The following is a 23297-nucleotide window of genomic DNA, read 5'->3' as shown; positions in this document are numbered from 1 at the left end:
AAGTAAAAATACCTATTTGTAGGGAGTTTATTTTTGTTAAATTGCATTAATTTTGAACTAATTAATAAGCAATTTATGGAAGTATTCAATCAAAACAATGGAGTAAGTGTTCGCGCTTACAAAGGTGATGCTATGACACTTTTAGCATTTGACCTTAAAACATCGCTAAGAAATAATTTAGCAGGTTTTACTATTAGATATGGAATAAAAGGTAGTACCGAAAAGTATTATATCTATAACCGAATTACATTTCCAGATGCTATTAGAACAGCATCAAATACTCCTTTTGATGAAAAGAATTCTACACTCCATTCTCCTATTCAAAAATTCAATTGGGTCCATGTTCCCAATACCAATGTAAACACTCAAAATGCTGTTTTTGGTGATTACAACTACGAAATCACGCCTCGTTATTTGGTAAATGGCGTATTGTTACCAATTGATACTTCCCTTACAGTGAGCATTGAAATAAATGTCACTCCGTTTGATTTAAAGAAAACTCAAATAGGTTTTACTCGTGGCTTTGTTTCGTCTGTAGCTTATGCCAAACGCTTTAATGTGGAAAACAATAAAGTACGTCCCAATAAAACCGATTTGCAATTTGACATCACTCAAAAAGCAGATGTTGCCCAACGCTGGAATGACACCAAGCGAAAATATGAAAGCGTCGACTATACCTTTGAAGAACAACATAAATGGTTGGGTTGGCAAGCCAGAGAACGCATATTAGATTTTCTTGACGAAGTTAAAAATGACGCCAGTAAAACTCTGAAAGTCTTGGCTTACGATTTGAACGAACCAGAGATAGTAAAAAGGTTTTTGCTATTAGCAAGTCAAGGTCGATTAAAAATTATTCTTGATAATGCAGGCGAACATGGCGAACACGATTCTTATGAAAACAAATTTGAAGCACTATTTCATGCTCAAGCAACTGGCAATTCACAACTGGTAAGAGGAAAATATAACGGACTTGCTCATTGCAAAGTTTTTATCATGCTCAATTCCAATAACGAAGCTGTAAAGGTACTTACTGGTTCTACAAATTTTTCTACTAATGGCTTGTACATCAATTCCAATCATGTTTTGATTTTTGATAATAAAAACATTGCTGAACGCTACAACAATCTGTTTGAAAACTCTTTTTCTGTAACCAAAATAAAAACTTTACAAGGAAAAGAACCAACCGTTTTAGATTATGAATTCAATGAAACTGGAATGCCCAAAATGACCATCACTTTTGCACCACACGAAAAAGTTGATGCCCAACGCATTTTTGATAGAATTAGTTCTAGAATCACCAAAACTGGAAACACAGACGTTTTATTTGCTATTATGAAAGACACCAGTGAAAGCAGCATCTTAACCGCTGTTAGAACACAACTAAAAAACAACAACATTTATACCTACGGAATAACAGACACTATAAGTAAAACAGCCGAAGACTATGAAGTTTTCTTATACAAACCTAACAATTCAAGAGGAATCAAAGTGGCTGCCAAAGGAATTTCTAATGTGCTACCTAAACCTTTTGGAGCTGTTGCCGGAATCAGTGGTTATGCTATTCATCACAAGTTTATAGTAGTCAATTTTAAAGGTGATGATCCTGTAGTTTATTGCGGTAGCAGTAACCTGGCTTTTAATCCTGAGCAAAAAAATGGTGATAACCTTCTTGAAATTCACGACAAAGATATAGTCACTGCTTTTGCTATTGAAGCCCTAAGACTGGTAGACCATTTTCATTGGAGAAACAATGAGATAAAAGCGGACGAAACTATGCATCTTGACGATTTAGCGGTTGCCAGCAATCGATGGTACAAAGCTTGGTTTAACAGCAAAGATTTGAAAAACAAACAACGAAAACTCTATATTAAATAACCAATAAACACTAAATATGAAAAAAGTAATTTTAATAGGTTGCATAATATCATGCCTATACACCTTTGGTCAAAAAAAGGAAGTAATGGAAAAAGATTTGATTTCTGAAAAACAATTTGATAAACTTATTTTGACAAATTTTTCAAAATTGGCAACAGGTCAATCTTCAAGTAATATTGTCAGTTATGCCGGATTTGATGTTGAAAAATCGGAGGTGACTTTTAGTCCAACTTGGAACTTCAAAAGTGGAAATATACTTGGAGTTAAAATGACTGGTGGAATTACCGACGGAATTTATTCTGTATTTAATAATTCAAAATTGAACACTAATTTAAGTGCTGAAATTCAATATCATTTTATCTATAACAAAGTCAAAAAAAGTATTATTTACTCAAAAGCTGAGTTTGATAAAATGAAAGAAAAAGAAGCTCAAATTGAAAAAGAATATCAAAAAGATATTGCTAAAATTGAGGCTTCATTTGATAAAAACGCACTCATTATAGCAAATGAAACAAAGCTTCTTAGTAATGAAAAATTGCAAAAAGAAAATAGCGAATTGGAAATAAAATTAAAAGAATTCAATACACCTAATCAATCAGAAATTATCAATGCAAAAATTCAGAATAATAATTTCACAATAGCTCAAAACATAATTGATATTGAATCTAATAAACAAACTATCAAAGATTATGATGGATTAAAAGAGCAATTAAAAGCAGGAAATAAGAAAGCTTTAAGTCTTCAAGAAAATGATATATCAAAATTAAAACTTGAAGGATTTCGTTTCTCATGGCTAACTTTCTCTTACAAAATTAGAAATGATGAGTTCCGATTATTAAATCCTATGGAAGTATATAACAAACAAGTTAGTAAAGAAAGCTATTTAAGTCATGAGTTTAAGTCGCAATTTTCTTATATCAATGTTAAAAGTGCTACTAAAGCGACCTATTTAACTTCTAGTTTAAATTTGGGATTGAATAGTAATATTAATTTTTTGGATAAAATTGAAGTTACTGAAACTAACACTTTTGGAACAACAACTAATCAAACTAGAGAGGTTTCTAAAAAATATTTTGCTTACCAAGGAAATTATAGAACCGATGTGAAACAAATCACTCTTGATACTCATTTTTATCATTTCCCTTTTGAGAAAAGTGAGATTGGATTTCATTTGTTTCCTAATAGCAAATATACTGACCGTGCCAAACCAGTTTACAATTTTGGTGGTGGTATCATTTTCCCTTTCACAAACAAGATTAAAGAAAAATCGGTTATAAATGCAGAGATATATTACAACATAGTAAATGTTTTTAATTCTAAAGATTCGACTTATGATTTGTTTGAAAGAAACAACATAGGACTAAGATTCACTTTACCAATCAGTTTTAAACCTTATAATTAATAAACTATGCCAGCAAAAAACACCCTAAAAAACGATTCGTTCAAATTTACGATTCGTTACAAAGCCGTTTGCAAAGAGAAAGACTTAAAAAGCGAATGGAGAGCCACGGAAAAAGAAGCAATACAAGATGCTTTAGCACATCAAAAGAATAATGTTTCTCATGTTTTGGAAATATTAGTACAGCAAACCAACAGTTTTGTTGCTAAAATTGACAAAAATAAACTCAATGAGTTTATGGATTAAGATAATTAAATTAATGCCATAAATAATGATTGTTTATGGCATTTATTATTTTAATATAGAATCAAATAATTAAATCTTTTGATTTGAAAACAAACCCTCCAAAACCACCACGAAAACTTATCGTAAAAAATCATAAATCCCTTATTTTTAGGGATTTTTTTTATTTCGACCATTTGTAAAACGCTATTTAACAAATAGTTATACAAAACGTAAAAATTGGTAGTTTTCCTACACATTGTTAAAAACTAAAGCCGATTGTCAATATGTTTGACTTTCTTTTTCGTTTAAAATTCACAATCTTTGTAACAGACGTTTTTGAAAAAACATCAAAGCACGAACATTTGGAAATGAAGTTATAATTTACATAACTTCGTCTAAATTAAAATAGGTATTAATTAAATCTTACACGCCTTGAAAATAGAAAAAGAAATTTTGCAAGATCTTTCTGAAATGAAAGAAACCATCAAGAAACTACAACAACCACTAAAAGAAGAAATTAATTGGTTGGATAGTGCTGACTTAAAAATTAGATTTAAAGTAAGCAACACTACATTGTGGCGCCTTAGAAAAGAGAATAAAATTCCATACAGTAAAATGGGAAACAAATTTGTGTATCCAGAAAGTTTCTTTACAAAATCACTTGTAAACAAAATGAAAAACGCACATTTGTTGTAGACCCTACTGCAGGTTATGGTGGATTTGTAATAGGCATTTACTCCATGCTATTACCCATTAAAACAATTACTTCGCTTTCGTGTGAACACACCTTCTATCTTTTCTAAAGTGTACAACTAGTTGTACAAACGACTACACCAAGTCATATAAAGTTATATCTTCAATACATTGTTTCAAACCTCAACTTAGCAATTTACAATTAAATGCTATTACTACTTTGATTTTATCATCGGTGGACCTCCTTGTCAATGTTTATATTTACTTCTGTGCTCCTAAGTTCTCAATACATTTTTAAAATTTTGAATATTCAATATTGACTAACGAATGTTGAAGTTCACCAAAACTGAAAACTGAAAACTGAACACCGAACACTGAACACTGACCACTGCCATCTGACTCCTACCTCGTTCCTACTTCGTTCGCAAAAACCTCCCTCCCAACCAAACGCATAGCAATCGCTTACGAACCAAATACGAACCAAATACGAACCAAACCCCTACTTTTTACCCAGCAACCGTTCATTTTATTCCAAAACTATTCAAAATAGTTCAAAACTATTCATTTCCTTTCAATGATTTCAAACCCTTTCAAACTATTTCAAATAACCCGAAATTATGCTATAATATGCAATTATTTTCAATAGTCTTATTTGCTTCTAATTTATTCCAATTATCTGACTATCAATATTTTATGATTGTTTTATTGATTTTTCGTTTTATCTTTGACACCGTTGGAAGAGTGCGCGCCTCTACAACAAAAATTTATTTACTAATCCCTTAAATTTTTACAAAATGGGAACATACAACAAGGGCATCTTAGGTGCATTTTCTGGGAAAGTCGGACCAGTTGTCGGCGCATCGTGGCGCGGCAAAGACGTAATGCGTAGTTTACCTCGAAAAACAACTCGAGTAGCTACAGCAACACAATTGTTACAACGTGAAAAATTCACAATGGTAACCGAATTCCTAACTCCTCTAAAAAGCGTCGTCGGTCGCTATTTTGGAAACAACACAGGAGACAAAACCCGACGCAACCAGGCCATGTCGTACCTAATGCGAGAAGCCATCAACTATGCAGATCCCGATTTGGTTTGGGATTTTAGCAAAGTACTCTTCAGTCGTGGCGACTTATTAGGAATGACCGGTGCCACTGCAGCCGCTGGAACAGGACAAAGTGTAGACATCACTTGGACAGACAACAGCGGACAAGGTGATGCCGAAACCACCGACAAACTGGTAGTAGTACTCTACGAAGCAACTACCAAAACTACCGTTCATGCGCTCAATGCAGGTATGCGTAGTCAAGGTACAAGCAATGTAATAGTACCTGCTTTTTTAACAGGTCTTACCGTGCAAGTGTGGGCATCTTTTGCCGCCACCGACGATAAGCTGTATGCTACTAGCCAATATCTTGGTACGGTAGTAATCGCATAAGGAAACGGAGTTAGTTATACCGAAGTACAATTGTGAACTGAGATCTCAAGTGTGTCAAAGCACTTGGGATTTTTTTTTATTTAACAATAATACGTTCAATCTGTGATAATCTCAAATGACTTTTTTGATCTCAATATCACTAAACATCTGCACAAATAATTGCCCAAACAAATTATTTTTGATACGTTTGACAAAACTAAACCAACCCACCCAATGACCGACGTACAACTAGCGCAATGCAAAACTTGTTTGAATCGAAAAAAAGGCACTTTCGAAGCTGATGATATCTGTAATATTAGAGGGTTTAAACCCAAAGACGATGAATCTTGCCCTTACTTTGAACAAGACAAACAAGTTATTCCTACTACCGAAAACAAACAAGACCATTTAAAACCCAACGAAAACAGAGCCAAATATGTAATGATTGCTATCTTGATAGTGTTGTTGATAGATATGGCTTCGGCGGTTTCTGCCTATTTTCAATACCAGCTTTTGATGGACTTAAAAAACGGTATTTTTACGCCAGACGAAGTACTAGAAAACAACGATTTGCGCGAACAAATGATTGGATACTTCTATATCGTTGCTTATATAGCGAGTGTAGTCTTTTTTATTCTGTGGTTTCGTAGGGCTTATTTTAATCTTGCTGTGCGCACTGGTAACACCCAACACAGTGAGGGCTGGGCAGCAGGAAGTTGGTTTGTACCCATCATAAGCTTGTATCGACCTTACCATATTATGAAGGAACTCGATGAGGAAACCAGCGAATTACTTACCACTGCTACCAAAAAAGAGGTGGCTACCAATACTTTTATTATTGGCACTTGGTGGACGCTTTGGATTATTACCAATTACGTTGGACAATACCTTTTTAAAAGAATGTTGAAAGGTGAAACTCTTGAAGACTATATCGATTTAACGCGCCTTGATATTGTTACATCTTGTTTGGGAATACCTTTAGCACTTATCACGGTGTACATGATTAAAAACTACGCCAACAAAGAAACTGCGCTAGTTGCCGAAGAAAACAAAAAACCCGAACCTCAAACCAAACACCCAATTTAATTATGTTTTTTAAATTATTTTTACCCTAATACAGAAAACCGTAAAACACATCGTTTTGCGGTTTTTATTTTTGTGATAAATCACGTAAAACTACCTACATAATTCTTGTTAAAATGATTTATTTTTGGTAGGTTTGAATAATCATTTAAAACTTATTTTAGTGTTAAGAAAATATTTTCCAAATAGCGAAGAAGGTTCTAGAATATATGGAGGTTTTCTATATGATGAAACTATATTCTGCAAGACCTTTCCAGTAAGAGACTCTTTAGTACAAATGCTTGAAGAAGTTAATCAATTTCTAATTGATAATGATTATAATCCTATTGAATTAGATGAAATTAATAATGATGGTTATACTTATGATAATTATCCTGTTTCACTCTCTCCTCATGGTTATCAAGAAGAATTTGTTTTGTTAATAAATAGAGAACCTTTTTCTAAGCCTCAAACTCATTTTTTAATTAATGAGTTAAAAAAGTTTAGAGATGAAAGAGATTGGGAACAATTTCACAATCCTAAAGACCTATCAATTGCATTAAGTATTGAATCTAATGAACTATTAGAACAATTTCTTTGGAAAAATCACGAGGATGCAAATAAAGACAAACTAAAAGAAGAATTAGCTGATGTTTTTGCCTATGCCTTTTTACTTGCTGATAAACTTGGCTTAGATGTTGAAAAAATTGTGCTAGAAAAAATTAAGAGAAATGCAGAAAAATATCCTGTAGACAAGGCTAAAGGTACTGCTAAAAAATATGATGAATTATGAAATTAAATCCTCTATTTTCAATTGAAAGATTTGATTTCGATTATAATTTATTCCATGAATTTCATAATATTCATTATGCAAAAGATTTGTGGCCAATAGTTTATATTATAAGTGATGGTATTAACAAAGAAGCGTATGTTGGAGAAACCACTGATGCCTATGCAAGAATGACAAGTCACTTGAAAAACAATAAAAAAAATAAACTTACTGCTCTGCATTTAATTATGAGTGAAAAGTTTAACAAATCTGCTACACTAGACATTGAATCAAATTTAATAAAATACATATCTGGTGATGGACAATTTAAATTGATTAACGGAAATGTAGGATTAGCAAATCACAATTATTATCAAAAAAAAGAGGTTTATTGGGATATTTTCAAGTCTATATGGGATAATTTAAGAGCTGAAGGTATTGCAAAACATCCAATTGATTTTATTGATAATTCAGATTTATTTAAATATTCACCCTACAAAACTTTAACTTCAGAGCAAAAAAGTGGTCTATTGGTTATCATGAAAAACCTTTTAGACAATACCTTTAAAAACATTGTTGTCGAAGGAGGTGCAGGAACTGGTAAAACTATTTTAGCAATATTTTTATTCAAATTATTAAACACCAATAATGAAGATTTCAACTTTGAAGAATTTGGAAATGATGAATTAGAATTCATGCAAATTGTTTATGAATTAAAAGAAAAATATCCAAATCCAAAAATGGCATTAGTAGTTCCGATGTCGTCATTTAGAAATACCTTAAAAAAAGTATTCAAAAACATTAAAGGATTAAATGCCAATATGGTTATTGGACCAGCTGAAGTATCTAATTCTACTTTTGATATTCTTGTTGTTGATGAATCACACAGACTAAGACGACGCATTAATCTAGGTGCATATTATGGTGCTTTTGACATAGCTTGTAATAAATTAGGGTTGGACAAAATGAATTGCAGCGAATTAGATTGGATTGTTAAACAATCTGAATCTTCCATTTTATTTTATGATGAAAATCAATCCATAAAACCTTCCGATACTAAAAAAGAAGATTTTGATAAATTAAAAGCTAGCCCATTGACTAAAATTGAATATTTAAAATCTCAATTTAGAGTTCGTGGAGGAAATGATTATGTACAATACATTAATAATCTTTTAAATTGTAAATTAGATACAACTTCAAAAATATTCAATTCCAAAGAATATGAGTTTATGCTGTTTGATTCTATCGAGGAAATTGTAAGTGAAATTAAATTAAGAGATAAAGAAAATGGATTATCACGTTTAGTGGCTGGTTATTCTTGGCAATGGATTTCAAACAAGAACAAAGAGCTTTTTGATATTGTAATTGATGGTGTTGAACTACAATGGAACAGTGTAGCAAATGATTGGGTAAATTCACCAAACTCGGTTAATGAAGTTGGATGTATACATACTACTCAAGGTTATGATTTGAATTATGCAGGGATTATTTTTGGCAATGAGATTACTTATGATAAAACCAAAAATGAAATAGTGATTATCAAAGAGAACTATTTTGACAAAAATGGAAAGCAATCTATCAATGACCCAGAAGAATTAAAAGATTTCATTATAAACATATATAAAACCATTATGCTTAGAGGCATTAAAGGAACCTATATTTATGCTTGTGATAAAAATTTAAGAGAGTACCTTTCTAAGTTCATACCTAAAAATAAAGTAGAAAAAGTAATAAACTTTTTGCCTCAAAACGAAGTCATACCCTATATTAATAGCATTCCTTTGTTTGATATTAAAGTGGCAGCTGGCGAATTTAGCGAGTTACAAACTGCACAAGATTGTGATTGGATTGCATTACCAGAAAGATACAAACCATCAACTGATTTATTTGCCTGTAAAGTGGTTGGTGAATCAATGAATAAAATTATACCTAATGGTTCCATCTGTCTTTTTAGAAAATATTCTGGAGGCTCGCGAGATGGAAGAATTGTTTTGGTAGAACATAGTAATATACAAGATGCTGATTTTGGAGCTGGTTATACTTTAAAAGAATATAGAAGCAAGAAAAAAACTGAAGAAGAATTATGGAGTCATGAATCTATTATTTTAAAGCCTCTTTCAACTAATGCAGAATATGAGGATATTATTCTTGAAGAAGATGATTTGAGTAGTTTGAAAGTGATTGGGGTTTTTGAGTGTGTTTTGTAAAACATAAATAAATGGCTAAAAGAGTAATTTCAAATCTGGATTTAAAAATCAAGCTTACCAAAGAATATTTGGAGAATGGTGGTATTGAGAAAATCCCTAGTGTTAGATTACTAGAAGATTTAGTTTTAGTTAAAAAAGGTCCGGATGGCAAAGTTGACCCTGAAACGGTTAGTACAACAGTAAACGCTTTTATGCTTGCACTTCTCGGTTCACATTCAATACCTCCACCATACAGCTCTGAATTTGCTTCTGAATATAGGTCTACACTTCAAAAATGGAACAGTTTTGCTCAGGAAAACATCGATACTGAAGAACAATTCGATAAAATTTATGATGAATATAAAGGCAAGACAAACACTCTTTTTAGAGGACAACGAGAAGCCAAATGGAGATTGTACAATAAACTACAAAGACATTGGATAAGTGATGATTTTTTTAACGAAGGAACTAATTTTGAAGACTTTGTAAGTAAACTAGTTGACATTGGAAAAAACGATTATGCAGATAATATTATAGAGCTTTTACAATCAAATCACGTCGATACTTTAAATCCGATTTCTGTTTTAAGTTTTTTACAACATCATAATTGTCCTACTCCATTACTGGATTGGACATACAGTTTTCAGAATGCAGTTTATTTCGCTTTAGATGGACTTCAAGCAAACGAGGGAACGATAGAAATTGAAGATTATTGTAGTGTTTATTTCATTGAAGAAGAATACTTTCAAGAAGGAAACTTGCGCAATATGATTGAAGATGTAATCGAGAGTATGCAAGAAGAAGAGTTAAAAAGAATGATAAATTTGGTTGCTAATGGTGATGAGAAAAAAAGAGCTGCAATGGAAATACACTTTGCTGGCAGAAAACCGTTAGATATCAATCGAGTAAATGGTTCAGGTCTAATCACTAAAATCACAATGATTGATAACTTAATTAATTTTCCAATGGCATATTTTAGTGACAGAAATATAGATGCCGGAATTCAATTTTCATTAAATAATAGTCATAATATAAAAAATCAACAAGGTGTTTTCCTTTGGAATGCACATCCAACAAAGCCAATAGAATTAATTGGTGACGAAATGTATAAGGAAACTAAATCAGAAGAAGAAGCTAGAGAATATAGTTTTTGTAGTTGCTTTAATATCCATAAAAGTCTTGAAGATCATATTCGCAAACGTTTGGAAGCTGATGGAATTACTAAAGAATTTATTTATCCAACTACTGATATAAATACTTGGGAAGTATTTGAAAAAACAAAAAAAAAATAAAACAATATGCCAATACACAATCTTCCTATTTTTCAATCCAATACTAAACTGTTAAAAGGCAATGTTCAAATTATTGCTTGTGCAGGTTCGGGTAAAACCGAATTCGTTTCAGAGCGTATTGCATACCAAATTCAACAAGGTATTGCTAAACCTTCTGAGATTGTAGCATTAACATTTAACGAAGCAGCAGCTGAAGAATTAAAGTTTAGGGTTAGAGATAAGATTACGGAACTAATGGGAAAACAGCCAGATATTGGCGATATGTATATTGGAACCATCCACGCTTTTGCATTCAAAATTTTACAAGATTTTGTTCCAAAATACCGAGGATATGATATGTTAGATGAAAATAGTCGCAAAGCATTTGCAGTTTCTCTAAAATGGAAACAGGATATTAATTTAGCGGGTTTATATGGTTCTTTAAAAAATAGAGGATTTAAATACAACGGTTATTTCGCAATAAATAGTCCTTCTTATTGGGAAAATTGGACACTAGGAACTTTTCTTTCAGATGTTGATTTCTGTAGAGAAGAAAGCATAACTTCAGATAAAATGGCTTCTGAAACTTTTAAAAATTCATATCAAGTCTATTTAGACAAACTGGATGAAAGAAAGTTTTTGGACTTTTCGGGCATATTAACTTTAGCCGTACATCATTTACAAAATGACCCATACATTATTCAGCAAATTCAAAAGCAATACAAATTTTTCACAATCGATGAATACCAAGATGTAAATCCAATTCAAGAAAAACTTATACGTTTAATTTCAGGACAAAAAAATGTTTGTGTGGTGGGCGATGATGATCAATCCATCTATCAATGGCGTGGTGCTGATGTGAAAAATATTATTGATTTTAATAAAAATTACAAAGGAGTTACAATCCATACACTTACAACTAATAGAAGATCACACGATAATATCATCAACTGTGCTTCCAGTTTTATTGCAACTAATACAGTCAGAATTCCTAAACAAATTTTACCTAACAATGCAGTCACAGAACGAGGAGATTTATATAAACTTTGCTTTGATGCTCAACAAGAAGAAGTCGATTGGATTGTAGAAAAAGTACAAAGCTTATACGGTAAAGAATACCTGGACAAAGGAGAACCAAGAAAACTGAAGTATTCAGATATGGTTCTACTTTTCCGTCGTCGTGCTGATGCTACCGAGTATAAAAACGCACTAGAAAATGCAGGAATAAATGTCATTTATTCAGGTATGGGTGGTTTAATGGAAGCCGATGAAGTAAATGCCATTTTAAGAATTCTAAGATATATTGGTGAGACAGTAAAAGAAGATGATAACGAACCAAATGACAGTCTAACCGATATTCACGAAGCTGTTCAATTAACTTTCTCAATAAAATTTGGCGATTTCAAAAAAGCAATTAATGATTTGATTGATTGGTGTGAAAAACAAAAAAGATTGAGTTTTCAAGAACTATATTACAAGCTGTTATCAAAATTAGGATTAGATGAAATTTCATTTCACGATGATAGTGCTGATGATGTTGTATTATACAATCTAGGTCGTTTTAGCCAAGCAATATCTGATTTTGAAGGTTCAAGAACTTATTTATCAAAAAACGACATTATTCGATTTGTTGATTTCATTAATACGTTTGTTTCTAATGCATACGATGAAGGCTCTACTAATGCTAATGAAGGTTTAATTGATGCTGTAAAAATAATGACGCTTCACGGAACTAAAGGATTAGGTTTCCCAGTTGTTTTTATTCCAAGTTTAAAAGCAACACGCGCAAATAATAATGTCAGAGTTACTTTTTTAGATAGTACCAAAATTGATTTCAGTAGGTATGGTGGTAGTATTGACGACGAAAGAAGATTGTATTATGTAGCAGTAACAAGAGCGAAAAAATATCTTTTTGTTACTTCTTATAGAATTAAAACGGGTAATACTAGAGCATCAGGATTGCATCCATTTTTTACAGAATTACAAGACAATCACTTTATTATAACACCAATTAATGACCCAACAACCAGAAATACTTGTGATATAGAAAGAGTTGATAGTGACCTTAGATTTCCAACAAATTACAGTCAACTATCGTATTATATGTCTTGCAGTTATGATTATCGTATTCGTTTTATTTATGGTTTCAATCCAGAATTAGTCCAAGCATTAGGATATGGAAAACAAGTGCATAATCTAATCAATCTTATGCACACTAATTATGAACGAAATGGTAAAATTCCAACTGAAAAAGAAGTTCAAAAATTAGTAAACGAACATTTTTATTTAAGATATGCAGCTACTAAACAAGAAGATATGCTTCGAAAAGCATGTTTTAATAGTTTAAAAAATTACATAGAACTTTGGAAAAAAGACTTTTCATTGGCTGTTAAAACGGAGCAAAATTTTGAAATGGATTTTGAAAATAAAGCATTAATTAACGGATCTATTGATTTACTTTCAAGAGCCGATGGTCAAGAAGATGTTTTAGAGATAATCGATTTTAAAACAGGAAAACCTCAAAGTCATTATGAAGAAAAGTACACGCATCAAGTTGTATTATATACCATTGCTGCCCAAGAGGCATTACAAAAAAACATCAACAAAGCTTATTTACATTATTTAGATGCTGAAAAAGCCGAAAGAAAAGAAGTAATAATTACACCAAAAAAGATAGCTGAGACAAAAGCACAATTAAGTTCCGCTATAGATGGAATAGTATCAAACAAATTTCCAAGAAAACCAGAAAAACAAGTTTGTAGTAAATGCGATTGGAAATCAATTTGTCCAAAATCAAAATAGTAATATGAAAATTCAAGAATTAATAAAAAATAGGAAGGAATTTGTTGACGCACAAATAAAAAATGGGTTCGATTTGACTACCGTTTTAGTTGGGTTATATTCTGATGCTTCTCACTTTGTTTATGAAATATTACAAAATGCTGAAGACGCAAAAGCGACTGATATTACTTTTGATTTACAAACTGATAAATTAATAATTACTCATAACGGTATACACTTTTCAGATACTGATATTGATGCAATTACAGGTATTAGTAATTTAAAAAATGATAAAAAGAAAGATTTAGAAAAAATTGGAAAATTTGGTATTGGTTTTAAATCCGTTTATGCTGTTACCGAAAGCCCAAGAATTCAATCCGGAATTTATGATTTCCAAATAATTAATTTTGTCCTTCCAGATAAATTCAGTGACAATAATAATTACACCGATACAACAATAACATTAAATTTTGAACATAAAAAATTAAGTAGTTACGAGATTTTCAAATTAATAGAAATAAAGTTTGAAACCTTTGAATATTACAATTTATTATTCCTTTCTAACCTAAAAAATATCACTCTAAAATGGGATAATAATAAAATCAATTTCAATAAAAACGAGAAACCAATTAAAGGAAGTGAAATAGCATTCAATTCAATAGTATCTGTAAATAAAGAAAAACATCAATATTTAGTATTTAAAACTAATGTAGTTAGTCAGGAGTTTTCTAAATTAAAAAACAAACCAAATATTGCAGTTGCTTTTAAACAGGAAACTGTAGATGGGGTTTTGCAAATTGTCAAATCAGAGACAAGTAATCTATTTGCTTTTTTTGAAACAGGATATGAAACATTTTTAAATTACTTAATTCAAGCACCTTTTAGCACAACACCTGCAAGAGACAATATTGATTTTAAACTTCCTGTAAATCTAGAATTGCTAGAAGAGTTAGGACAATTAATAAAACGTGTTCTTATTCATTTCAGAGAAAATAAACTTATTTCATTAGATTTCTTAAACCAATTACCATTGGATTATAAGATTGATGAAAATAAAATAGTTTACTGGAATTTCTTTAACGCTGTAAAAGAGGAGTTTTTAACCAATGGTAAATATTTGCCAACGATGTTTAAAAATAATTATCAAGCAGCTCAAGATTTAGCAATTGTTAGAGGTCGTGAACTTACTTCTTTAATTTCAAGTGTTACAGATTTGCAAATTTTATTTGAAAAGAAGTATTGGATGGATACCAAAATAACAGTCGATAAAACTCCAGAACTTTATAATTACTTCACAAATCAACTAAATATTAAAGAATACACTCCAGATGATTTTGCTCGAAAAGTTACCGACGATTTCTTTATAACTAAAACAGATTCTTGGATGATTAAATTCTATGAATTTTTAAATGGAAAACAAGAATCTTTATGGAGAAGTGGTAATAAAAAAGATCAAGGAGCATTAAGACAAAAAGCATTTATAAGGTTGAATAATGGTGAACATTCAAAACCATTTGATTCTAATGACAAACCAATAGTCTTTCTACCTCTAAAGAAACAAAATTTAGCATATACTACTGTTAGCCCAAAAGTATTGCAATCAAAAGGAGCAATGGGCTTTATTAAAGAAAAATTAGGCATCAGAGAGCCTAATCTTTTTGATAATATAAAAAATCATATAATTCCATTATATAAAACAAGTAAAATAAACATTACTCAAAAAACACATTTAGAACATTTTCAATTAATTCTAGAGGTGTTTAGTAAATCAAGTGATAATTTCAAAGATGAAATAATAGATTTGTTGCGAGGCAATAAGATTAAATTCATTCATTCTGTAAATGCAATGTCCGGAGAAAAATCATACCAAAACTATGAGGATGTTTATTTACCTTCAGAATTATTACAACAATATTTTAGTTTTTCTGAAAACATATATTTCATAAATACAAACGTTTACAAAAATATTGATCAAGAAATTTTATATGCTTTTTTCAAAAAATGTAATGTTAAAAATCATCCTTGGTTACTAATTAACGATTTAAAACTATCAAATAAACTGAAAGAAAAACTACGTCTTGAACTTATAAATGATTCAAGAATAACAGAATGGCACGGCGAAAAAATAGTGGACCATAAGTTAGAAGGATTGGAAGATATAATTTTGCAAGAAAATTTATCAAAAGAAAACTCACAAATAATTTGGAACATTTTATTAAACTATTTGAGTAACGAAAGTGATAAAAAAACGTTATTTAAATCAGAATACAGTTGGACTTACAGATATTATTATACTGCTAAATTTAGAAGTTCAGTACTTAAAATTTTGCAAGAAACAAATTGGCTTTACACCAACAATAGCGATATCCCAAAGAAACCAAGAGAAATTTTATTAAAAGATTTAGATTCTGGTTATATAAACAATTCAGATGAAGGAATTTATTTAATTGAAAATTTGAAGTTTCAAACAGAGGCAGAACAGATACTTTTAGGTCAGTTACCTGAGGATAGAAAAATATTGTTTAGCCAATTTGAAGCCATTGAAAAGCTTTGTAGCGAAAAAGGTATTGATCTAGCAACTGCAATTGCAGAAATTACTAGAGAAACAAATAGAGAAGCAGAAAAGCTAGAATTAGAAAATGCTCCAGATATAGAAGATATGGAAACTATTGAAGATGCTTTTGTACCATTTGATGATTCTAATGTTGAAGGCAAAGAAGTTGATAATAATTCTCCTGATGCTAATACTAATAATTCTCAAGAACCAACAAAACCCAAAACACCATCAGGTAATCAACAAAGCCAACAAATGAAAAATGATATTGGTGAAAGAGGAGAATTTTTAGCAATGAAGCATTTAAAAAAAGTATGGTCTAGAAAAGCAACTCTTAAAAGTGAATCAGAAAGCGTTTTAGAATTTGAGGATGCAAATAACGAAAAATATACAATTTCACTTCTTAATTCCGAAAATAAAAAAGGAATTGGATGTGATATCATTATCAAAAAAGGAGAAGAAGAAATTGAATTTATTGAAGTTAAGAGTACCAAAATGGACGATAAAGACCTATTTCCAGTTAATGGTTATCAATGGTCATTAGCGTATAAGAAATTCAAATTAGGTCAAGGAAATAAATATAGTTTTTATATTGTGAAAAATGTTTTAAGCAATAAATCACTAATCACAATAATTAAAAATCCAATAAAAAAATGGAAAGACGGTGAATTAAGGGCTCATCCGGTTAATCTTGAATTATAAAAACATTGATTTAGACAATTCAATAAAAAAGTTAATGTTAATTTTTTTCAATAACATGTATACACTATTAGTATAATCTTCAATAAACATAAAAAAGTTAAAATCACTCGGTGGTTAATATTAGCCTAATCGTGCTAACACAACGACAAACTAACATTAATCAACGAAGTGTTAGTTTAATAAAATAAAAAAAAGGAGTACTTTAAAAGCTGCACAACTAGATGACAATAAAGAACAATTACTGAAAAACCAGCATATTTATAGTAATTATCCTCATGGAATGAATAGTATATATGGAAAATCTACATAAAAAAAAATAAAAAACTTATGGAAGAATTAGCAAAACAAACACAACCTATTTTACAAAAACTAGGTGATTTCTTTGATATATTTGATTTATCTTTTATTGTTTCTGGTATCGCTACAGGATTATCAATATTATTTATTTATCATAATCTTACTGACGAAGAAATATTAAAATCAATTTCGGAACTAAATGGATACTTAATTTTTTTAAGTATAATTATTGCGTATTTACTTGGCTTAATTTCGTGGGTTCTTGGAAAAGCAATAAGAAATTTATTTCCTGAAATCAGTTATTTAAGCATTGAAACACTTTTTAAAGCAAACAACGCAGAAAACGATGAACTATACAAAAAATATAAATCCTATTTTACAGAATCTAAAACAAATAGTGAAGATTCAAAAAAGAATAAATTAAAAGAACAAGAAGCAATGAGACAACTATATTGCATGCTTTGGGTAAAAGTTAGAGAAAATAATAAAGCATTAAATTCTTTTTCTCTTTTAAAACGCTATTGGGTCCAGACTGCAACTTTTGAGGGATTATTGTTTTCAATAGTTTCTTGGTCAACTGCTTTTGCAATTAGTTTAATTAATGATCCTATTTGTAATGAAAAATTATATATCCCAATTTTTATTGCAATAATATTGGTTTTTATTGTTGTTTATAAAGAGGCTATTAATTATAAAAAATATCAAATGACTGAATTAGTATTAACATATCTATGTTATAATTAATAATTTAAATATTATTTTGAAAAATTTATAAAATGAATGAGATTACATTAAAAGGTTTGGAAGATTATCTAAAAATAATCGAGCCTTTGAGATTAAAAAAATATGATTATTTATTGTTTAGAGGACAATCGGATAATAATTCTTTACTGCCTGGCATAGCTAGAAAGAACCAAGACGAAAATATTCTTAAAAAAGAAAAAGAAATGTTAGACCACTTAAAAAGAGTTGGCTACATGAAATTAAAGGATTCAAATGATGATTGGGAAACATTAATAATAGCTCAACACAACAAGATGCTGACTAGATTATTAGATTGGTCGAGTAATCCATTGGTGGCACTTTGGTTTGCGATTGAAAAAGAATACAAATACAACCAAGATTCATATGTTTATATATTAGCCAGTAATTCTGATATGGCAATTAGTAAGCATGATGAAAAAGACCCATTTTCTTTAAAAGAAATAAAAATATTAAAACCAACATTAAATAATAAAAGAATAATAGCTCAATTTGGTTGGTTCACAATACACAACTATTCGTTGAAGAACAAAAAATTTATAGCCCTTGATGAAGATCCTATTATTTCTAAAAAATTAACTAAAATTACTATTCCTTCAGATTTAAAGTTAGATTTATTAAATAAACTAACTCTTATGGGAGTAAATGCCAAATCAATCTTCCCAGATCTTGAGGGTTATTGTAGACATATAAATTGGAAATATATAGAAAGAGAGTAGTTATTTAAAACATCAATAATCAATTTGACAACATTGAAAAATGAAAAAAATATGAATAAATTCTTTGGAGTACTACTCCTATTTATTGGTCTGTTTCTTGTTGCTTTGGGTATGTTTGGTATGGGCAACACCAATGGAGAGCGCAATTGCCATTACAGTCAAATAGAAATGATACCAACTGCTAAACCCTACAAAGAAACCGAAATGGTTATGGGAGGAGCTATTGTAATTGTGGGATTTATTTTTCATGTCATTGGTACTGTTTTATTGGTTACTAAAACCAAAAAACAACTATTGTTGGAAGCAGAACTATATGTCTTAAAAAACAACAGCACAAAATGAAACATATTACTTTACTCCTATTACTTTTAATTTCATCGATAATCTATTCGCAAGAAAGTAGTTTTGTCATTAAAGACAAAAAAGCAACCATAACCTTAACATTAGAAAACAACGCAACCGAAATAGAATTAAATAAAGAAACAAGGTTTACGATTAGCACAGTAAATATTGATATTAGAAAAACGGCTGTTATAGGCAGAGGCATTAGAATACTTCATGATGAAAAAGCTTTTAGTGATAACTACATTCAATGCACCACAACTATTGATGAAAAAGCGGTTATAGATGGTAAGTATAAAATACTTTTAAGTTATAGAGCTCGAAACAAAAATAAAACGTACACTTTTTGGATTCCTGTCAAGGTATTGTAAGTGGTTGAGGTATTCACGTAACGTTGACTTCGAGTACCTCAGCCAACGGAGATATTCTAGATTTGAGGACTTCAGCCAACGGAGGTGTTTTGTTTAATTGAAAGTTTGAAAGACGTTCACGTAACGTTGACTTCGAGTGACCTCAGCCAACGGAGAATATCCTATGATAAAATACCTCAGCCAACGGAAACATGTAGCATAAGGATAATTGCTATATTAGTAAAAAAAATGTAGTTTTAGGAACTCAATTTAATACTCATGACCAAATTACAAGTTGCTCTTCTTGACGACAATAAAGAACAATTACTGAAAAACCAGCATATGTTGGAACAATCTGGTTTGGTGACTGTGGTATTGGCTTGTAGTTCGTCGGAGGTTTTTTCTAAAGAAATTAAAAATACTACAGCCGAGGTATTGTTTCTTGATTTGAATTTGGGTGATTCCTACATGACCGGTATGGAAGTAGCTCATCTGTTCAAGTTACCTACGCTGTTTGTGAGTAGTAATACGGCGCAATACATCAAAGAAATTGAAAATCTCAAGCGCAATTATAATTTATGTGTAGACCACATTACCAAACCTTTTACTGAAGAAGAGTTTTTAAAAACCACTGAACGCTTCTTAAAAGAGGTTAGCTATTTTGCAAAAGAAGACTATGTTTCTTTAGATTTTGGAGCGAGCAAACGCAATAAAATCAATGTGAATTCCATTGTCTATCTTGAAGCCGACAAAGCGCATGGTTCGCAATCGAACAACAAAACCATTTACTTCCAAAATAGAAAAGTAGAAAAGCTAATTGATTTTTCGTTTACCAGAATGGAAGAAAAAGGATTCCTAAAATCGCAATTCATTACCATCCATAAATCGATAAGAGTAAATAAAAACCACATTATACTCTTTGACAAAAAAGAGGAAGAAATTGAGGTAGAAGTTTTTCTTTCTACAGGAAAAACAGTCACCAAACGTTTACCGGTTTCTGAGAATTATTTTGCAGATGTGAAGCAGTTTAAGAAGTTGTAGAGTTGTCAGTTCTCAGTTGTCAGTTTTCGGTTGTCAGTTTTCGGTTGTCAGTTTTTTGTTATCAAGTAGAAAGCACTTCGTATTTTATACTTCGTACTTTAAAATTCCGCTTTCATTACTCCTATTTTACCCTTTCATTCCTCCTTGTAGGATAATGTTATCCAGTATTATTTTCTGTTGTGGTTTCTGCTGAGATTTGACTCATAATCTTAAAAACCAATTATGATACCAGACCTTAACAACCAAAAAAAGAAAAACAGAAGCAACACTTTTGGAAACAACCTGATTGAACAACATATCGTTGAAACCATCAAAAAGAACCTTCCTACCATTGATAAAAAGATGGAGGAACGATTAGCATTATCTTTAAAAGAACAATGGAAAAAAGAGCTGAACTCATTAGAAAAAAGCTATGAGGTAAAATTTCAAAATCAAGAAAATATACTACAAGTTTTAAACAGACGCATTGGAAGTAACGATGGTAATCTAAAAGCGGAACTAAAAAAAATAAAAGGACAACTTAGTTTATTAGAAAATAAAAAAACCATTTCAATTGTAGTAAATAATGATGGTATAATTAAAGATCTTGGTACACAACATTACCAATTCAGACAACTTCTGAAGTATGTTCAAACAAAAGAGAATATCTATCTTGTAGGTTCTGCTGGTTCTGGTAAAACTACCGCTTGTCAAAATATTGCAAAAGCACTAAATATTCCATTTTATTTCACAGGTGCCATTAATAGTGAATATAAATTAACTGGATTCATAAACGCTCAAGGAACTATTGTTTCTACAGAATTCAGAAAAGCTTATGAAAATGGTGGTTTATTTTTATTTGATGAAATTGATGCTAGTATGCCTGGAGCAATATTGGCTTTCAATGCTGCATTAGCAAATAATTTCATGGATTTTCCTGATAAAAAGGTACCACGTCATAAAGATTTTTATTGCATTGCTGCAGCCAATACTTTTGGTTCAGGTGCAGACAGACAATATGTGGGTAGAAATCAACTTGATGCTGCATCATTAGACCGATTTATATTCCTAAACTGGGAAATTGATGAGGATTTAGAAAGAGAAATCGCTAAAAATGAAGAATGGGTAACTTATGTTCAGCGTGTTCGTAAGTCGGTTAAGAAAAATGGCTTACGCCTACTAATTAGCCCAAGAGCATCTATAAAAGGTGCTAAATTATTGGATACTGGTATATCAAGAAACGAAGTAGAGAATGCTGTTCTATGGTGTGGATTGGATGAAAACTCCATTCGCTTAATCAAAAATAATTTGTAAAATGGATAAGTATTTATTATTTGAAAATTTATCTGATTATTGGGATTTTGCTTTTAGAGAAAGTAATTCTAAGAAAAAAAGCTCAAGAGATTTATCGGAGGAATGGAATGGGAATTTGACTTGGAATCAATCCAAACAATTGGCTCAAAATGGATGGGTAAAAGGATTGAAAAAAATTGAAAAAATTCAAGCATCAATCAGTCCATTATTAACAAATAAGATTGTTCAAACTACTCAAGAATATAGCATTAGTGGTGGAAGTATTGACATAGGAACTTATTTAGCAAATGATCCTGAATGTTTCATAAACAAATATTATGATGAAAAAGAACAAGAAGGAAAAATTATTACAATAGTATGTTCAATATCCTTTTCATCAGCTATTTCTGCAAATATCATTATTCAGAGAGGTGCCATCATTTGTGCTTTAATTGATGCTATAGAATATGCAGGTTATCGTGTGGAGCTTATTTGCAATATGGCTACTTCCTATTCCGCTTCTGACAGAACTTATGAAACTTCTCAAAAAAGATGGTTTGAAGTTGATGTAACACTCAAGAAAGCAAATCAACCGTTACAAATGGTGGAGCTTGCATTTTGCCTAGCTCATCCTGCTATGTTGAGAAGAATGATGTTCTCTGTTGCAGAATTAGAAGGTTGGGCTGATTATTCCTCATGTTATGGTTATCCTGCAAAAGCAACCAACAAAGGAGCTTTATACCTTGAGGAAGTATTTAGTAAAGAAGTATCTAATGAGGAAGCTATAGAATGGATACTTTTAGAATTGAAAAAATTAGGAATTCAAATAACAACTGAAAATTAACAATAACTCAAAAACTATCATGACAAAAAAAATCACACCAACAAACAATGCTGCGAACATTAAAAATCCAAATTTTGGAACAATTGGAACGAATAGACAATACGACCAAAACCAAGGAAATAGAGGAAAACAGCTGAATCCAAATCAGAAAAATAAAAAGTAATCCTTTTCTCCCTAATCAAAAGTTAGGGAGTTTTTTATTTATAAAAAGTGTAAATTTGTTTTTATACAAACTACTGTTATGGCCTTAGACGAACTAAAAAATTTACCTATTTATCAAAAAGCGGAATTGCTTTTTCAATTGGTGCAAAGTTTAGTTGCTTCACTTCCTGAGGAGGATGAATACATACAAGCAACAAAACATTTAATGATGGAAGACGCTATGATCATTCCGGCAAAAATTGCTGGAGCTGAAGGTGGCGATATGTATAGCATAAGAATGCAAAATGCAGCTATTATTAGAGAACACGCAATGCATCTGTATGTTCAAGTAGGAAGCCTACGATTTCATAAAGAATATAAAGATTTAGAATATGTGAAGTTGATTCGTAATGAAATTGATGCTTTTAGACTACTTTTTATAGAATGGGTAAAAAGTTTTGACACCACCAACTATTATTGGGATGAATGGGAATTGTTTAATCCAGAAGGCGCAACTCCTCCTGTAGATGATGGTCTAAATGAAGGATTTGATATCAATGATTTTTTGGATTTTGATGATGATGATGATGAATGATT

Annotated in this window: 20 protein-coding genes; all 20 read left to right on the top strand. The window is 30.8% G+C overall.

Features of this window, described 5'->3' with window-relative positions; all coding sequences use genetic code 11:
- The first annotated feature begins 75 nt into the window (after positions 1–75).
- The 20 genes from ACYU7A_RS12015 to ACYU7A_RS11920 all read left to right on the top strand — a co-directional run bounded on the left by ACYU7A_RS12015 (position 76) and on the right by ACYU7A_RS11920 (position 23295).
- On the top strand, positions 76–1875 hold the full coding sequence (locus tag ACYU7A_RS12015; protein WP_460576863.1) for a phospholipase D-like domain-containing protein: 1800 nt from the start codon (positions 76–78) through the stop codon (positions 1873–1875).
- Positions 1876–1891: 16 nt separating this feature from the next.
- Positions 1892–3277, top strand: coding sequence for a hypothetical protein (locus ACYU7A_RS12010; protein WP_460576861.1), 1386 nt, complete (start codon positions 1892–1894; stop codon positions 3275–3277).
- Between the two features lie 6 nt (positions 3278–3283).
- On the top strand, positions 3284–3520 hold the full coding sequence (locus ACYU7A_RS12005) for a hypothetical protein (protein ID WP_460576859.1): 237 nt from the start codon (positions 3284–3286) through the stop codon (positions 3518–3520).
- A 411-nt stretch (positions 3521–3931) separates the two neighbouring features.
- Complete coding sequence (locus ACYU7A_RS12000) at positions 3932–4195, top strand: hypothetical protein (RefSeq protein WP_460576857.1); 264 nt, start codon at positions 3932–3934, stop codon at positions 4193–4195.
- A 791-nt stretch (positions 4196–4986) separates the two neighbouring features.
- Entirely contained in the window at positions 4987–5628 is a 642-nt protein-coding gene (locus tag ACYU7A_RS11995) for a DUF6266 family protein (protein ID WP_460576855.1), read from the top strand.
- 213 nt (positions 5629–5841) lie between these two features.
- Positions 5842–6693 (top strand): DUF4328 domain-containing protein, encoded by an 852-nt coding sequence (locus ACYU7A_RS11990; protein ID WP_460576853.1) that lies wholly within the window; start codon positions 5842–5844, stop codon positions 6691–6693.
- 160 nt (positions 6694–6853) lie between these two features.
- Positions 6854–7462, top strand: coding sequence for a nucleotide pyrophosphohydrolase (locus ACYU7A_RS11985; RefSeq protein WP_460576851.1), 609 nt, complete (start codon positions 6854–6856; stop codon positions 7460–7462).
- Positions 7459–9645, top strand: a complete 2187-nt coding sequence (locus ACYU7A_RS11980; RefSeq protein WP_460576849.1) for a DNA/RNA helicase domain-containing protein — start codon at positions 7459–7461, stop codon at positions 9643–9645. Before ACYU7A_RS11985 ends, ACYU7A_RS11980 begins: the two co-directional genes overlap by 4 nt.
- 11 nt (positions 9646–9656) lie before the next feature.
- The gene (locus tag ACYU7A_RS11975) at positions 9657–10916 is read left to right on the top strand and encodes an FRG domain-containing protein (RefSeq protein ID WP_460576847.1); all 1260 of its coding nucleotides are present in this window, start codon (positions 9657–9659) and stop codon (positions 10914–10916) included.
- A 6-nt stretch (positions 10917–10922) separates the two neighbouring features.
- Positions 10923–13697 (top strand): ATP-dependent helicase, encoded by a 2775-nt coding sequence (locus ACYU7A_RS11970; protein ID WP_460576845.1) that lies wholly within the window; start codon positions 10923–10925, stop codon positions 13695–13697.
- Positions 13698–13701: 4 nt separating this feature from the next.
- Complete coding sequence (locus tag ACYU7A_RS11965) at positions 13702–16932, top strand: sacsin N-terminal ATP-binding-like domain-containing protein (RefSeq protein ID WP_460576843.1); 3231 nt, start codon at positions 13702–13704, stop codon at positions 16930–16932.
- A gap of 327 nt (positions 16933–17259) precedes the next feature.
- A complete protein-coding gene (locus tag ACYU7A_RS11960) occupies positions 17260–17973 on the top strand; it encodes a hypothetical protein (protein ID WP_460576841.1) in 714 nt (237 codons plus the stop codon).
- 32 nt (positions 17974–18005) lie between these two features.
- Positions 18006–18710 carry an FRG domain-containing protein gene (locus ACYU7A_RS11955; RefSeq protein WP_460576839.1) on the top strand — a complete coding sequence of 235 codons (705 nt, stop codon included), beginning with the start codon at positions 18006–18008 and terminating at the stop codon, positions 18708–18710.
- 51 nt (positions 18711–18761) lie between these two features.
- A complete protein-coding gene (locus tag ACYU7A_RS11950) occupies positions 18762–19052 on the top strand; it encodes a hypothetical protein (protein ID WP_460576837.1) in 291 nt (96 codons plus the stop codon).
- Positions 19049–19423: a hypothetical protein gene (locus ACYU7A_RS11945; RefSeq protein ID WP_460576835.1), complete on the top strand. Its 375-nt coding sequence runs from the start codon at positions 19049–19051 to the stop codon at positions 19421–19423. The genes ACYU7A_RS11950 and ACYU7A_RS11945 overlap by 4 nt, the downstream gene beginning before the upstream one ends.
- A gap of 258 nt (positions 19424–19681) precedes the next feature.
- Positions 19682–20443 carry a LytR/AlgR family response regulator transcription factor gene (locus tag ACYU7A_RS11940; protein WP_460576833.1) on the top strand — a complete coding sequence of 254 codons (762 nt, stop codon included), beginning with the start codon at positions 19682–19684 and terminating at the stop codon, positions 20441–20443.
- Between the two features lie 222 nt (positions 20444–20665).
- A complete protein-coding gene (locus ACYU7A_RS11935; RefSeq protein ID WP_460576831.1) occupies positions 20666–21736 on the top strand; it encodes an AAA family ATPase in 1071 nt (356 codons plus the stop codon).
- 1 nt (position 21737) lies between these two features.
- Positions 21738–22559 carry a DUF7192 family protein gene (locus tag ACYU7A_RS11930; RefSeq protein ID WP_460576829.1) on the top strand — a complete coding sequence of 274 codons (822 nt, stop codon included), beginning with the start codon at positions 21738–21740 and terminating at the stop codon, positions 22557–22559.
- Between the two features lie 19 nt (positions 22560–22578).
- A complete protein-coding gene (locus ACYU7A_RS11925) occupies positions 22579–22722 on the top strand; it encodes a hypothetical protein (protein ID WP_460576827.1) in 144 nt (47 codons plus the stop codon).
- 78 nt (positions 22723–22800) lie between these two features.
- Positions 22801–23295: a hypothetical protein gene (locus ACYU7A_RS11920; RefSeq protein WP_460576825.1), complete on the top strand. Its 495-nt coding sequence runs from the start codon at positions 22801–22803 to the stop codon at positions 23293–23295.
- Positions 23296–23297: the final 2 nt, after the last annotated feature.

The organism is Flavobacterium koreense (genome assembly GCF_054776075.1).
This window is presented reverse-complemented; position numbering and strand designations above follow the sequence as displayed.